This window comes from Thiothrix eikelboomii, from assembly GCF_900167255.1.
Taxonomy (GTDB): domain Bacteria; phylum Pseudomonadota; class Gammaproteobacteria; order Thiotrichales; family Thiotrichaceae; genus Thiolinea; species Thiolinea eikelboomii.
The window spans coordinates 106,457-122,477 of the sequence record NZ_FUYB01000003.1; the positions used below are offsets into that span (position 1 = coordinate 106,457).

Here is a 16,021-nt window from a genome sequence, read left to right on the forward strand (position 1 = left end):
AGCGGTGACAGCGTTCACATTACGCTATACTGCCAACATTTAAGAAATAGCCTGTTTGGAGATGCCATGAACCCGATCCACCTCATGCAGCGCATTCGTTTAGGCGAAGATTCCACGCTGGAACTCAAACAGATCCACATTAAAGACGCTGGCAAAAATCTTGAGCCACATCCCGATGGTCTATCGGATGAATTGGCTGCAATGGGGAATGCCAATGGTGGCTTGATGGTGTTTGGGGTCGATGATAAAACCCGTGCTGTTACGGGGATTCCCGCCGAACATCTGGATCGAGTGGAAACATGGCTGACCGCTATTTGCACGGATCGTATCAAGCCCCCACTGGAAATCGCTACCCATCATCTCGAATTACCGGATGCAAGCGGACAATTACAAGCCGTGATCGTCGCGGAAGTGCCGCGCAGTTTGTGGGTACACCAAAGTGCGAATGGCTATTTCAAACGTATTGGTCACGCCAAACGCGAAATGCAACCGGATATGTTGGCGCGTTTATTTCAGCAACGTAGTCAGGCGCGAATCGTGCGTTTTGAGGAGCAAGTTGTTCCCAAAGCCCGTTTCGATGATCTTGACGCATTGTTATTACGCCGTTTTCTCAAGCCTGACCAAGGTGATGTGATTACCCAATTGGCACGGCTGCATTTGATTGACAATCGTGAGGGTGAAGCCCTGCCCACCATTGCGGGGGTCTTGCTCTGTACGTTAGACCCAACCAAGTGGTTACGTAATGCTGAAATTCTTGCTGTCGCCCATAGCGGCTTGCGCAATGATCCGAATGAGCAACTGGATGCGCAGGAAATCCGGGGACCATTGGATAGGCAAATCCTAGATGCTTTCCACTTTGTGCGCCGTAACATGACCACTGCGGCACGTAAACCTTTGGGGCGCGTGGATTACCCGCAATACCATTTGGGCGCAGTATTTGAGGCGATTGTGAATGCGGTGGCGCACCGGGATTATTCCCTACACGCGCAACGCATCCGTTTGTTTATGTTTGCCGATCGGCTGGAGATCCATTCACCGGGCGCATTGCCTAACACCTTATCGTTGGAGTCGATGAGCCGTTTGTCGGTACCGCGTAACGAAATCCTCGCCAGCCTGTTTTCGCGTTATTACCCGGTTGATGAAGTCGGCTTGGGCAAAAGCTACCTGATGGATAGGCGCGGTTTCGGCGTGGAAATGCTGCTGCGGGAAAGCGAAAAACTGTCTGGTAAATTGCCGAAATACGAGTCGATCAGTGATTTGGAGCTGTGTCTAACCATTTATGCGCAGTCATTGCCCGTTTTAGAGAATCCATGATGACCCAAAGTTTTCCAAACCTGTTGTTGACTCCTCACCAAGCCCAATACTACGCATGGCAGCTCACTCGTCATGCCGCAAGCAACTCCCTCGAATCGCTTGCCCCAACACTGGTAAACGCCCAAATCGACCTTAACCCACATCAGGTTGAAGCTGCCTTGTTTGCCTACGAAAATCCTTTATCCAAAGGTGTCATCCTCGCCGATGAAGTCGGTTTAGGTAAAACCATCGAAGCGGGGCTAGTCATTGCGCAACGTTGGGCAGAACGCAAACGCCGAATATTGATCATCGTTCCCGCCAATCTACGCAAACAATGGCATCAGGAGTTACAGGACAAATTTGGCTTGCCCTGTCTGCTGCTGGAAAGCAAAAACTATAACACCTTGCAAAAAGCGGGTACTCGGTATCCGTTTGATAATACCGATTACATCATTATTGGCTCTTACCAGTTTGCCAAAAGCAAGGCTAAAGACGTAAAAGCGGTGGATTGGGATTTGGTGGTGATGGATGAAGCTCACCGTCTGCGCAACGTTTACAAAACCGGGAATGTCATTGCCCGCACCCTCAAGGAAACACTGGCGCATGTCCATTCCAAAATCCTGCTGACTGCCACTCCGTTACAAAATTCCTTGCTGGAACTGTATGGATTGGTCAGCCTGATTGATGATCGGGTGTTTGGTGATTTGGAGAGTTTCCGTACTCAGTTTGGACAAGCCAACCGCGAAACGACGCTGCAAAACTTGCGTCACCGTATCAGCCCATTTTGCAAGCGAACCCTACGGCGGCAAGTCCAACAATACGTCCCTTACACCAAACGCATTCCGATTCTGGAAGAGTTCACGCCGACACAGGATGAGCGGGATTTTTCCAATTTGGTTGCCGAGTATTTGCGCCGCCCCAAGTTGCAAGCCTTGCCGGATGGTCAACGCCAGTTAATTTCACTGGTGTTGTGGAAACTGTTGGCATCGTCTACCCATGCGATTGCGGGGGCATTGGAAACAATGGCAAACCGTTTGCAAGCAACGCTGGATGACCCAGACAAGCTGGATTCAACGCTATTGGATGATGACTATGAGGCGATGGATGAAACTGCTGAGGAATGGGATGACGAAGACCAGATAAACGACAAGCCACTCAACGTCCGCGAAGCTATCCAACAAGAAATGGGAGAACTACGTCTGTTCAAGGAAAAAGCCGACCAGATTCGGGACAACAGCAAGGGGCAAGCCCTGTTGCTGGCGCTGGCTAAGGCATTCAAGGAACTGGAACGCTTGGGGGCGGCAAAAAAAGCCATCATTTTTACCGAATCCAAACGCACCCAAAGCTATCTGCAAAACCTGTTACGGGATACCTCTTACGGTGCAGGCTTGGTGCTATTCAATGGTACAAACAGCGACACCCAAGCCCAGCAAATCCATAAGGCATGGGCGCAACGTCATGCCGGTACGGATAAGGTTAGCGGCTCAAAAACGGCGGATACCCGTGCCGCGCTGGTTGATTTCTTCCGCGAACAAGGCAGTGTGATGATTGCCACCGAAGCGGGGGCGGAGGGTATCAACCTTCAGTTCTGTTCACTGGTGATCAATTATGATTTGCCGTGGAATCCGCAACGCATTGAGCAGCGCATTGGGCGTTGCCACCGTTATGGGCAAAAACACGATGTAGTGGTAGTCAACTTTGTCGATTTGAGCAATGAAGCTGACAAACGTGTGTATGAATTATTGGCGCAGAAATTCCAGCTTTTTGAAGGTGTATTCGGTGCAAGCGATGAAGTGTTGGGCGCAATTGGTTCGGGGATCGACTTTGAACGCCGCATTGCCCGTATCTACCAAACCTGCCGCAAACCGGAAGAAATTCGCAGCAGTTTTGCCGCACTCCAGCAAGAATTGGCAGGCGAAATCACGGAAGCGATGACACAAACCCGCCAGTTGTTGCTCGAAAACTTTGATGAAGAAGTCCACGCCAAACTGAAGAAACATGCCGCTGACAGCGAGACTATCCTCAGCCGCTACGAGCGGATGCTGATGGATTTGACCAGTACCGCACTCGCTACCCACGCTGAATTCAGTGGTGACAACGGCTTCAATCTGCAAAGCCTGCCTACCTCGACCTTACAAGGACAAGTGCCACTCGGACGTTATGAATTGCCGCGCCGTTCTGGGGAAGCGCACCTCTACCGCTTGGGGCATCCACTGGCAGAATGGTTGCTGGCTCAAGCCAAACAAATCCATTTGCCACCTGCCCGTTTGCGTTTTGATTACGCAGCGTATGGCACAAGGCTGGCAACACTGGAAAACGTGCGGGGGACGAGTGGCATTTTGCAAGCGCGGTTACTGAGCGTTTCTGCACTGGCACAGGAAGAACAACATTTGCTGGTGGCGGCAGTTGACCATAACGGCAATGTGTTGGCACTGGATGACCCCGACAAACTGTTACGCATCCCGGCAATGGTCACGGCGACACCGATAGATTTGCCTGACAGCCCATTGCTGCAACACGATCTTGCACAACGTAAAAATGCCTTGTTGCGTGAAATCAACGACCGCAACCTGAGCTATTTCGATCAGGAAGTGCAAAAGCTCGATGGCTGGGCGGATGACCTCAAGCTGGGGCTGGAACAGGAAATCAAGGACATTGACCGCGAAATCAAGGAAGTGCGCCGTACCGCTGCGATTGCGCCCACACTGGATGAAAAGCTGCATTGGCAGAAACGCCAGCGCGAACTCGAAACCAAACGCAGCAAGTCACGCCGCGAACTGTTCCGGCGGCAGGATGACATCGACGAGCAGCGCAATGAATTGATCACAGAACTAGAAGACCGCTTGCAGCAGCGGGTGGAAGAACAGATTCTGTTTACTATCGAATGGGAATTGGTGTAGCTGCCTGATATTTTGAGGTATCAGGTATCTACGCTACACTAACTCCAACACTCACGGGGAAAAATTACTATGCACAGCCTGTCAATACCCTATGCCGATGACCTGTTGGTCACATCCGGCAAAGCACCACGAGAACTGGAAGAGGAATTACGTTTCCTGCTGGCAGTTAAGCTGTTTGAAATGCACCGTTTGTCACTGGGCAAAGCTGCCGAATTCTGCGGCATGGTCAAACTGCGCTTCATGTTTGAGTTGGGGCGGCTGAAAGTGCCAGTTGTCCATCTGAGCGATGATCAGATCGCAGATGAGTTGCTGAATGATTAAGCCCGCCATTGTTGCCAAATCTTTTGAAGACATCAAATAAACCAGCGAACATGTTAAAAAATCAGGAGAACCCATCAGGGTATCACTTTGCCGACGCTGGCAAACCGATGATCAAGCAATCTACACCGAAAATGGAGCTTGACCAACGGGATGCAGGTGGTTTATTAGGTGGTGGCACAAATAGCGATCACGAATGATTCCAAACTTGAGACCCCCATGACCCAGCCCAAACTCGAACTCACCTGGATCGGCAAATCCCACCGCCCCAAACTCGAACCGCGCATCCTGCTGGAAGACCCCGCCAAGTCCCACCACGCCGCCACCCGCGTGACCGACCACGACCAGTTCGACAACCGCCTGATTTTCGGGGACAACCTGCTGGCCTTACGCGCTTTGGAAGCCGAGTTCACCGGCAAGATCAAATGTGTGTTTATCGACCCGCCGTACAACACGGGCAGCGCGTTTACGCATTACGATGACGGGCTGGAACATTCCATCTGGCTGGGGCTAATGCGTGACCGCCTCGAAATCATCCGCCGCCTGCTTTCCGACGATGGTTCGCTGTGGATTACCATCGACGACAACGAATGCCACTACCTCAAAGTCCTCTGCGACGAACTCTTCGGTCGCCAAAACTTCGTCGCCAATGCTGTTTGGCAAAAAAAATATACTATTGCCAATGATGCAAAATGGCTTTCTGATAATCATGACCATGTGTTGGTTTATGCAATAAATAAAGAGAACTGGCGACCATTTCGTTTAGCTAGAAGTGAGGACATGGATAAGCGTTATACGAACCCAGACAATCATCCTAAAGGGGCATGGAAAGCAACACCTTTATATGCGAAAAGAACAGGGTCAGAAAAAGAACAAGCATTTACATTTACGTTCAAAAATGGCTATACGTGGTCTCCTCCAAGAGGAAATTCACCACGGTTTCCTGCTGAGAAACTACGCCAAATGGATGAAAATAATGAAATCTGGTTTGGTGTAAATGGTGATACTGCACCATCTCGTAAGACATTTCTGAGTGAGTTAAAAATATCTGGCACACCATCACCAACCGTTTGGCTACATGGAGAAGTGGGAAATAACCATGAAGCTAGAGAAGAAGTAAAAGCAATTAATCTAGAAGATTCTTTTTCAACTCCAAAACCAGAAAAACTCATAAAACGAATTTTGGAATTGGCAACTCTACCGGGGGATTGGGTGCTGGATTCGTTTGGGGGGAGCGGCACGACCGGCGCGGTAGCGCACAAGATGGGGCGCAAGTGGATCATGGTGGAACTGGGCGACCACTGCCACACCCACATCATCCCGCGCCTGCAAAAAGTCATCGACGGCAGCGACCAAGGCGGCATCAGCAAAGCAATGAACTGGGCAGGCGGCGGCGGATTCCGCTATTACAAACTCGCGCCCTCCCTGCTGGAACGCGACCGCTGGGGTAATTTCACCATCAACCCCGATTACAACGCCGCCATGATGAGCGAAGCCCTGTGCAAACAGCACGGCTACACCTACGCCCCCTCCGAAACCGTGTTCTGGCAACAAGGCTACGCCACCGAACGCAGTTTCCTCTACGCCACCACCCAAAACCTGTCCTTCGAGCAACTGCAAGCACTCGCGGAAGAAGTCGGCGAACACAGTTCCCTGCTAATCATCGCCGCCGCATGGCGCGGCATCAGCGGCGAAGAAGCCAGCCGCCTTTGGCCTAACCTCACCCTGAAAAAAATCCCCAACAGCATTTTGCACCTGTGTGAATGGGGCAAGGACGACTACAGCCTCAACGTCGCCAACCTGCCAATGGCACAGCCCGTGGATGAACCCACGCCTGTAGGTCGGGCTTCAGCCCGACAAGTCGGATTAAAATCCGACCCACAACAAGATAACACCAGCGGCACACAAGCCAGCTTGTTTGGAGATGAATCATGAACGAACTGACCAACGCTGAATTGATCACCCGCATTCGTGACATCTGGGAAGCCTCTCGCCAGCAAGCGGTACGTTCCGTTAATTCTGCCCATGTGTGCGCTAACTGGCTCATCGGCAAGCAGATTGTGGAAGCCGAACAAGGCGGTGAGCAACGTGCAGAATACGGTAAAGCCCTGATAGTCTCACTCTCAAAAGAGCTAACGGACGAATACGGCAGCGGCTTTTCGGTATCGGCACTCAAATACATGCGTCTGTTTTTTCTAAGTTATCCGTTACTACTCACAAAAAGCCACGCACTGCGTGACCAATTGGATCAATCAAACGATAGTGAATGGAAAGCAGGCTTATTACACCCCAACTTATCGTGGACACACTACCGCACTTTGTTAAAAGTCGATCGGCAAGAAGCGCGTGATTTTTACGAAATCGAAACACTGCGCAACGGCTGGTCAGCCCGCCAACTGGAACGGCAGGTTGCCTCATTGCTATTTGACCGTCTGCTCAAAAGCCGCGATAAAGAAGGAATGTTGGCACTTGCCAACCAAGGTTTGCAGCCTGCTCGCCCACTGGATGTCATTAAAGACCCGTATGTGCTGGAATTTCTCAACTTGCCAGACGTACCTCAATGGCACGAAAGCCAACTGGAACAAGCGTTATTGGCGCAACTACAAGATTTCCTATTGGAATTGGGTAACGGCTTTGCCTTTGTCGGGCGGCAAATACGCTTAACCTTGGATGGCGACCATTTCTACCCTGACATGGTGTTTTACCACGTCAAACTCAAATGTTATGTAGTAATTGACCTCAAGCTGGGTAAGCTCAATCACGCTGATTTGGGGCAAATGCAGCTTTACGTCAATTACTATGAGCGTGAAATAGCCAGCAGCGACGACAACCCGACCATCGGTTTGATCCTGTGCAGTGAAAAAAATGATGCTGTCGTGCGTTACGTGTTGGGTGAACACAACCAACAAATTTTTGCTAGCCGTTACCAGCTCTACCTACCCACTGAAGCACAACTGCAAGCCGAATTGCAGCGTGAATTTAACCAACTAATGCTGCTGGGGGAAACACCATGACACGCCAACAAACCCTGCACGAGATCAATACCAGCCTGTCCTTGCGCCCACCGCAAGCCGAATCGCTGCAAAAGCTGGCAACCGCGCTGGAAACCGCCCCCGCCATGAACCAAACCGGCGAACGTGACCTCAGCGGCATTCTGGCAAGCCTGCAAGCGCAATTCCCCACGCTGGAAGATTTCGAGCGCGAATTCCCCTCGCTGTGTTTTGCACTGGCAACGGGTGTCGGCAAAACCCGCCTGATGGGCGCGTTCATCACCTATTTGCATCAGGCTTACGGCATCAACAACTTCTTTGTGCTTGCGCCGAACCTCACGATTTACAACAAGCTGATTGCCGATTTCACCCCGAATACGCCCAAATACGTGTTCAAGGGCATCCACCATTTCGTGTTCCAGCCACCGGAAATCATCACGGGCGAAAATTACGACTACCGCGCAGCGCAGGTGCAAGCCCAAGGCAAAGGGCAAGTCAGTTGGCTCTCGCCCGTCACCATCAATATTTTCAACATTGCCAAGATCAACTCGGAAGTGCGTGGCGGCAAAGAACCGCGCATCAAGCGCATGAAGGAAGTGCTGGGCGACAGCTATTTCAACTATCTGGCAACGCTGCCCGATCTCGTGCTGCTGATGGATGAATCACACCGCTATCGTGCCAGTGCCGGGGTGCGTTCCATCAACGAACTCAAACCGCTGTTTGGTCTGGAACTCACCGCCACCCCGTTTGTGGAAACCAGCCGTGGCTCCGTGCCATTCAAAAACGTGGTGATGGATTACCCCTTGGCACGGGCAATGGCAGACGGCTTTGTGAAAGAACCTGCCGTCGTCACCCAACGCGGGTTCAATGCCGCTGACCACAACCCCGAAGACATTGAGCGCATCAAGCTGGAAGACGGCATCCGCCTGCACGAAATCACCAAGGTGGAACTGATCACTTACGCCCGCGAGAATAGCGTTCCCATCATCAAACCCTTCATGCTAGTCATCGCCCGCGACACCACCCACGCCGCGCAATTGCTCACCACGGTACAAACCCTGTTCGAGGGGCGTTACCAAGGCAAAGCGATTCAGGTCGATAGCAGCAAATCCGGCGCGGAAGAAGAGGAAATGATCACCCGCCTGCTGGCAGTGGAAAACGTCAACGAACCTACCGAAATTGTTATCCACGTCAATATGCTCAAGGAAGGCTGGGACGTCACCAACCTCTACACCATCGTGCCGCTACGTGCTGCCAACGCCCGCACCCTGATCGAACAATCCATCGGGCGCGGCCTGCGCCTGCCGTATGGCAAACGCACCGGCAACCCCGCCGTCGACCGTCTCAATATCGTTGCCCACGACCGCTTTCAGGACATCATCGACGAAGCCAACAAGGGCGACTCGCCGATCCGTCTCCAGCGCATCATTCTGGATGCTCCCACGGCAGACGACAAAAAGATCAGCGTTGAAGTCAAACCCAACTACGCAACGATGCTGGGTAAAGAAACCCCTCCTAACCTCCCCTTATCAGGGGAGGAACAAGAAGGTGGCACCTCCAGTTCTCCCCCTGATAAGGGGGAGTTAGAGGGGGTTTCTTCTGCCGAACAAGAAACAATGTGGATAGTCGCCGAAGTCGCCGCCAACTATGCCGCCAACCGCGAATTCGTCCCCACCAGCAATGCCCTGCTCAAAGCCGACGTCCAACAAGCCATTGCCGCCGAAGTCCGCGAACGCCTGACACCCCAACAAGGCACACTCTTCACCGCTGACCATGCCGCCGACCTTGCCGCGATTGTTGCCAAAACCACCACCGTCATGGTGCAACAAACCATCGACATCCCGCGCATCCTAGTCAATCCAACGGGCGAAGTCGAAACCGGCTTCCACCCCTTCAAACTGGATGTGAGCGGCTTGCACCTGCAACCGGGCGAGCGCGAACTGGTCGGGCAGATGCTACGCACCCACGAACAATTCCACCTCAAAGCCGCCGCTGGCAAACAGGAAGAACGGCTGGAAGATTACATCGTATTCGCTCTGCTGGATTACGACGACATTGATTACTTCAGCCAGAAAGAAATCCTCTACGACCTCGCAGGGCAAATGGTGCAGCACCTGCGCTCTTACCTGTCCGAAGACGAAGCCCATAATGTGCTGAACAAAGACCGCAAACTGATTGCCCGCGAAATCCACGCGCAAATGCTCAAGCATTTCTGGGAAAAAGCCAGCGGTTATGAAGTGCAAGTCAGTCGTGGTTTCACCCCACTAAAAGCCTGCAACTTCACCGCCAATGCCAACCAGCCGCCGCGTTCCTACCGTGAAACCGTAACGGAAACGGGCAAGATCAAGCAACTGCTGTTTGGTGGTTTTGAGAAATGTTTGTACCCTTTACAGAAATTTGATTCCGACACGGAACGCCGTTTTGCGGTGCTACTGGAGCGTGACGCGCAAAAGTGGTTCAAGCCCGCCAAAGGGCAATTTCAGATTTACTACAAGTTGGGGACAGAACAGCCAGAATACGTGCCGGATTTTGTCGCTGAAACGGATAACGTGATTTTCATGGTGGAAACCAAGGCCAAAACCGATATGGAAGCACCTGACGTGCAAGCCAAGGCGGATGCGGCAAGACGCTGGTGCAGCCATGCCTCAGATTATGCGCGAGAGCAAGGCACGAAACCGTGGCGTTATTTGCTGATTCCGCACGATGAAGTACGTGAAGACCGCCAGCTAACCGACTTCCGACGGTTTCAGTAACGGTCATGCAAAAGTCAGGTATTTGGCGGCATTACACCGTCAAATACCGCTGAATCAGCCCATCATCCAGCCTGTGCATCTCCCCCTCCGCCACGCGCCGCCCGCGATCCAGAATACAAAACCGATCGCCCACTTTCCGCGCAAACGGCAGTTTCTGTTCCACCAGCAACACCGTCAGCCCAATGTCTTTGTTGAGCTTGCGGATAATGTCGCCGATTTCCGCCACAATATTCGGCTGAATGCCTTCGGTCGGTTCGTCGAGAATCAGCAATTTCGGGTCAAGCACCAACGCTCGCCCAATCGCCAACTGCTGTTGCTGCCCGCCGGACAAATCACCACCACGCCGCCCCAACATTTCCTTCAACACCGGAAACAGCTCGAAAATAAACGGCGGAATGCTGCGTACCTTGTCACGCCGCGCGGGTAAACCAATCAGCAAATTCTCTTCCACCGTCAGCAGCGGGAAAATCTGCCGCCCTTGTGGCACATAACCAATGCCGAGATTGGCACGTTTTTCCGCATCCACCCCCAGCAGGTTTTGCCTCTGATACTGCATCACGCCATCCCGCGCTTTGATCAAGCCCATAATGCACTGGAGCAAGGTGGTTTTGCCCACGCCATTGCGCCCCATCAGCACGGTGCATTGCCCCTCCGGGACGTGCATGTCCAGATCCCACAGCGTGTGGCTTTCGCCGTAATACTGGTTGAGTTGTTCGACTTTGAGCATTTATTCCCCCAGATACACTTCGATCACGCGCTGATCGTTTTGCACTTCATCCATTGTGCCTTCGGCTAACACGCTGCCTTGGTGCAGCACCGTGACTTTGTTGGCGATGGAACGCACAAAATCCATGTCGTGTTCTACCACTACGACCGAATGCTTGCCCGCGAGTGAGGTGAGCAATTCGGCAGTACGTTCCATTTCCTGATGCGTCATCCCCGCAACGGGTTCGTCAACCAGCAGCAAATACGGTTTTTGTACCAGCAACATACCGATTTCTAGCCATTGCTTTTGCCCGTGCGATAACGCGCCTGCTTGCTGGTGATAATGGTCGGTCAAGCCAATGGTGTGCAAGGTCTCATCAATCAAGGCGTGCTGTTCGCCGCTCAAACGGGCGCGGAGGCTGTACCACACGCTTTTATTGCCGTGCATGGCGAGTTCCAGATTTTCGGCGACGCTGTGCGACTCGAACACGGTGGGTTTCTGGAATTTGCGCCCGATACCCGCATTGGCAATTTCGGGTTCAGAGAGTTTCAGTAAATCCACGGTTTGACCGAACCACGCCTGTCCGCTGTTGGGGCGGGTTTTGCCGGTGATAATGTCCATCATGGTGGTTTTGCCTGCGCCGTTGGGGCCGATGATGCAACGCAATTCGCCGGAATCAATGTACAGCGTCAGGTTGTTAATCGCCTTGAAACCGTCGAAGCTAACGTTCAAATCTTCCAGATACAGAATCGCCTTGTGGCTGGCATCCGGTTGCCCCGCCTCAGTCTGGCGTAAATGTGCGCCTTCGCTCATGCTTGCGCCCTCCTGCTAAAATTTTGCAACCAGCGGTTTTCCTTGAGGTTTTTCACCAGCCCCGCCAAGCCTTGCGGCAAATACAGCGTGACCAGCACGAATAACGCACCCAACATGAAAATCCACGATTCCGGCATCAGCCCCGTGAACACCGTTTTGGCGTAATTGACCAGAATCGCGCCCAGCACCGCGCCGTAGAGCGTGGCACGCCCGCCAATCGCCACCCAAATCACGATTTCAATCGAGTTGAGCGGGGAAAATTCGCCGGGGTTAATAATGCCCACTTGCGGTACGTACAACGCCCCCGCAATCCCCGCCAGCATTGCCGACACGGTAAACACCCACACCTTGTAATGCTCGACACGGTAGCCAACAAAGCGCGTGCGGCTTTCTGCATCCCGAATAGCCACCACCACACGCCCCAGCTTGGAATTAATAATGTAACGGCACAGCAAATAGCCACCCGCCAACGCCAGACCGGACAGCACAAATAAGGTCACCCGCGTGCCATCGGCTTGCAAGCTGAAACCCAAAATATCCTTGAAATCAGTCAGACCGTTATTGCCACCAAACCCCATTTCATTGCGGAAAAATGCTAGCATCAAAGCGTAAGTCAGCGCTTGGGTAATGATCGACAAATACACCCCCGTCACCCGCGAACGGAATGCCAACCAGCCAAACACAAACGCCAGCAGCCCCGGCACGAGCAACACCATCAGCATGGCAAACCAGAACATATCAAAGCCCTGCCAAAACCACGGCAGTTCTTTCCAGCTCAAGAACACCATGAAATCCGGCAATTCCGGGTTGCCATACACGCCACGATCACCGATTTGGCGCATCAAATACATGCCCATCGCGTAACCACCGAGGGCAAAGAATGCCCCGTGTCCGAGGCTGAGGATTCCCAAATACCCCCACACCAAATCCACCGCCACGGCTAACAGGGCGTAGGTCAAATACTTGCCGAGCAACGTCACAAGGTAAGTCGGCATGTGCAGGAAACTACCTTCCGGCACGAGCAAATTCAGTACAGGGACAAGCACCAACACCAGCGCGAGTACCGCCAGCATGATTTGCCCGCCCCGATCATTTTGCAGAATACGTGTGATGAACATGACTTAATCCCCCGCTGCCCGACCTTTTTGCGGGAATAGCCCACGCGGTCGTTTCTGGATGAACAAAATAATGAAAACCAGCACTAGAATTTTGGCAAGCACTGCCCCCGCCCAAGGTTCAAGCACCTTGTTGACCACGCCCAGCGACAAACCTGCCACCAGCGTTCCCCACAAATTGCCGACCCCGCCGAACACCACCACCATGAACGAATCAATGATGTAAGCCTGCCCCAGATTCGGCCCCACGTTGGTCAACTGGCTGAGCGCCACACCTGCGACACCCGCAATGCCCGACCCCAAGCCGAAGGTGAGTGCATCGACCCGCGCCGAACGCACCCCCATTGCCCGCGCCATTGCCCGATTCTGTGACACCGCACGCACTTGCAACCCCAGATTGGTTTTACGCAATACAAAATACAGCAGCGCAAACACCATCAGGCAAAATAGCACGATATAAAGGCGGTTGTAGGTCAACGACAGTACGCTATTGATTTCCAGTGAACCTGACATCCACGACGGGTTGGAAACCGGCACGTTTTGCGGCGAAATCACCGTGCGCACCAGTTGTTGCAGAATCAGACTAATCCCAAACGTCGCCAGCAAAGTTTCCAGCGGTCGCCCGTACAAATGACGAATCACCGTTCGTTCGATCAAAATCCCCATTGCGCCCGACACAATAAACGCCGCAGGCACTGCCACAAACAGCGAGTAATCAATAAAGTTGGGCATGAGCTGCTGCACGATGTAAGTGGTATACGCCCCCAACATGATCAGCTCGCCGTGCGCCATATTGATCACGCCCATCACCCCAAAAGTAATCGCTAGGCCAATCGCCGCCAGTACCAGCACCGAACCCAGACTCAAGCCGAAAAACAGCGTTTCGACATGACCGTATAACGCTGCGGTATCTTCAATGGTTTTCAGCGCCGCTTGTGCGGCTTTGGCAACCTCGGCATCGCTATCGGTGGTCATGGTGGTCAAGCGATTGCGCACACCGGGGTGCAGGTTGCCTGCCAGTGATTCAATCGCTGTTAGCCGCACCGCTTTATCGGCAGCATTCAAATCCGCCATTGCCAAACCGAGTGACAGGGCTTCTTTAACGGCTGGATCAGTTTCCTTATCCAGCAAGCCGCGTAATTGTTCTGCCATTTCCGGCGTAACGGTTTCCAGCAAACCGTTGGCGGACTTGAGGCGTACTGCGGCATCGGGGTGGCTTAAACTGAGTTGCCCAATTGCGCCGCGCACGTATTTGCGCAAACTGTTGTTGGTGGGAATTTTGCGCAACTCATCGCCCGTGTTTCCGTCTTTAGCTATGACCAGCGTTCCTTGTACTTTGTCTTGATAGAGCTTGCCATCCAGCAAGGCTTGCAAATACGTCACAACGTCAGCATCACTGCTGGCAGCAAGCAAATCCACGGCTTCACGGGTTTTGTTGAAATCAGCCGCCTGAAACAAGGTGGCGGCTTGGGTGAGCGTTGCGCTTTGCTGCTCAGCGTGTAGCGGTGGGCAAAGCCACAACAACACGCTCAATAGCAACAGGTGGGTGAAATCATACGTTTTCAGCATACATGTACCTGAATACTGCTAAGAAACCCCTCCCCAACCCTCCCCTTATCAGGGAAGGGAGCAAAGAAGGGGTCATATCCCTCTTGTTCCTCCCCTGACAAGGGGAGGTTAGGAGGGGTTTCTTCATCTCTACTTATTCGTATTTCTGCCCAGAACACTTCTTGGTTTCGGTATTGAAGTTGCCGCACGGTTTGCCGTCGGTTTCTTTACCTGTCCAATCCGCGACGATGTTTTTGGAATCCGGCAGGAAGTCAGACCAAGCGTCGCCTGCGACTTCAGGGGTTTTGGAAACGACTTCAAACTGACCGTTTTCTTGGATTTCGCCAATCAGCACCGGTTTGGTCAAGTGGTGGTTAGGCAGCATTTTCGCCGTACCGCCAGTGAGGTTAGGCACTTCCTGACCGATCATGGCTTCAGCCACTTTGTCGGTGTCGGTGGATTTGGCTTGTTCAACCGCTTTTACCCACATTTTGAAGCCGATGACGTGCGCTTCCATTGGGTCGTTGGTGACGCGCTTGTCGTTCTTGGTGTATTCCTTCCACTGCTTGATGAAGTCTTTATTGCCGTCGTTTTCGACGCTCATGAAGTAGTTCCACGCCGCCAAGTGACCGACCAGTGGCTTGGTGTCGATACCGGAAAGTTCTTCTTCACCAACCGAGAACGCCACGACGGGGATGTCTTCCGCAGAAATGCCTTGGTTGCCCAGTTCTTTGTAGAACGGCACGTTAGCATCGCCATTGATGGTGGAAACCACGGCGGTTTTCTTGCCTTCGCCGCCGAATTTCTTGATGTCAGCGACGATGGACTGCCAGTCGGAATGACCGAATGGGGTGTAGTTGATCATGATGTCTTTTTCGTCGACACCTTTGGATTTCAAATACGCTTCCAGAATCTTGTTGGTGGTGCGCGGGTAAACGTAGTCCGTGCCTGCCAAGACCCAGCGTTTCACTTCGCCTTCTTTCATCAGGTAATCAACCGCAGGGATCGCTTGCTGGTTCGGCGCTGCACCGGTATAGAACACGTTTTTGGAAGATTCTTCACCTTCGTATTGCACCGGGTAGAACAATAAGCTGTTTTTTTCTTCAAACACTGGCAACACGGATTTGCGGGAAACCGATGTCCAGCAACCGAAGGTCGCGGCTACTTTGTCTTTTTCGATCAGGTCACGCGCTTTTTCCGCAAACAAAGGCCAGTTGGAAGCAGGGTCAACCACAACGGCTTCGAGTTGCTTGCCTAGTACGCCGCCTTTTTTGTTTTGCTCGTCGATCAGCATCAGCATGGTGTCTTTCAGCGTGGTTTCGCTGATCGCCATGGTGCCGGAGAGGGAATGCAGTACGCCTACTTTGATGGTGTCATCGGCAGCTACCACTAAATTAGATCCCCCTAAAGCAGCCAATAGACTCAGACTCAACAGTGTTTTATTCAGCACCTTAGGTAATGACATCGCTTATCTCCTAAAAATAAAAGTGATTTAACTCTGTCATTCAATAAGGCAAAAACTGTGCCAGCCGCTGATTGCAGCAAGTTGTCTTGTTTTGTTAAGAATTCAAGGATGTTTTATAGA

At 52.5% G+C, this 16,021-nt stretch carries 12 protein-coding genes; 7 read left to right on the forward strand and 5 right to left on the reverse strand.

What is annotated here, in order from left to right; genetic code table 11:
• Positions 1-66 precede the first annotated feature (66 nt).
• From B5D50_RS04390 to B5D50_RS04415, 7 genes are all read left to right on the forward strand, one after another.
• Entirely contained in the window at positions 67-1,314 is a 1,248-nt protein-coding gene (locus B5D50_RS04390) for an ATP-binding protein (RefSeq protein ID WP_078921368.1), read from the forward strand.
• Positions 1,311-4,193: an SNF2-related protein gene (locus B5D50_RS04395; RefSeq protein WP_078921369.1), complete on the forward strand. Its 2,883-nt coding sequence runs from the start codon at positions 1,311-1,313 to the stop codon at positions 4,191-4,193. The genes B5D50_RS04390 and B5D50_RS04395 overlap by 4 nt, the downstream gene beginning before the upstream one ends.
• A gap of 69 nt (positions 4,194-4,262) precedes the next feature.
• Complete coding sequence (locus B5D50_RS04400; RefSeq protein ID WP_078921370.1) at positions 4,263-4,514, forward strand: UPF0175 family protein; 252 nt, start codon at positions 4,263-4,265, stop codon at positions 4,512-4,514.
• Between the two features lie 50 nt (positions 4,515-4,564).
• On the forward strand, positions 4,565-4,711 hold the full coding sequence (locus tag B5D50_RS20300) for a hypothetical protein (protein WP_159448568.1): 147 nt from the start codon (positions 4,565-4,567) through the stop codon (positions 4,709-4,711).
• A gap of 19 nt (positions 4,712-4,730) precedes the next feature.
• Entirely contained in the window at positions 4,731-6,446 is a 1,716-nt protein-coding gene (locus tag B5D50_RS04405) for a site-specific DNA-methyltransferase (protein WP_078921642.1), read from the forward strand.
• Entirely contained in the window at positions 6,443-7,525 is a 1,083-nt protein-coding gene (locus tag B5D50_RS04410; RefSeq protein WP_078921371.1) for a PDDEXK nuclease domain-containing protein, read from the forward strand. The genes B5D50_RS04405 and B5D50_RS04410 overlap by 4 nt, the downstream gene beginning before the upstream one ends.
• Positions 7,522-10,254, forward strand: coding sequence for a DEAD/DEAH box helicase family protein (locus B5D50_RS04415; RefSeq protein ID WP_078921372.1), 2,733 nt, complete (start codon positions 7,522-7,524; stop codon positions 10,252-10,254). The genes B5D50_RS04410 and B5D50_RS04415 overlap by 4 nt, the downstream gene beginning before the upstream one ends.
• Positions 10,255-10,285: 31 nt before the next feature.
• Here the strand turns inward: B5D50_RS04415 and urtE are convergent, their stop codons facing one another.
• From urtE to urtA, 5 genes are all read right to left on the reverse strand, one after another.
• A complete protein-coding gene (gene urtE, locus B5D50_RS04420; RefSeq protein ID WP_078921373.1) occupies positions 10,286-10,981 on the reverse strand; it encodes an urea ABC transporter ATP-binding subunit UrtE in 696 nt (231 codons plus the stop codon).
• Complete coding sequence (gene urtD, locus B5D50_RS04425) at positions 10,982-11,773, reverse strand: urea ABC transporter ATP-binding protein UrtD (RefSeq protein WP_078921374.1); 792 nt, start codon at positions 11,771-11,773, stop codon at positions 10,982-10,984. It abuts the gene before it with no gap.
• A complete protein-coding gene (urtC, locus tag B5D50_RS04430) occupies positions 11,770-12,891 on the reverse strand; it encodes an urea ABC transporter permease subunit UrtC (RefSeq protein ID WP_078921375.1) in 1,122 nt (373 codons plus the stop codon). The genes urtD and urtC overlap by 4 nt, the downstream gene beginning before the upstream one ends.
• Before the next feature lie 3 nt (positions 12,892-12,894).
• A complete protein-coding gene (urtB, locus tag B5D50_RS04435; protein ID WP_078921376.1) occupies positions 12,895-14,457 on the reverse strand; it encodes an urea ABC transporter permease subunit UrtB in 1,563 nt (520 codons plus the stop codon).
• 133 nt (positions 14,458-14,590) lie between these two features.
• Complete coding sequence (gene urtA, locus B5D50_RS04440) at positions 14,591-15,901, reverse strand: urea ABC transporter substrate-binding protein (RefSeq protein WP_078921377.1); 1,311 nt, start codon at positions 15,899-15,901, stop codon at positions 14,591-14,593.
• Positions 15,902-16,021 lie beyond the last annotated feature (120 nt).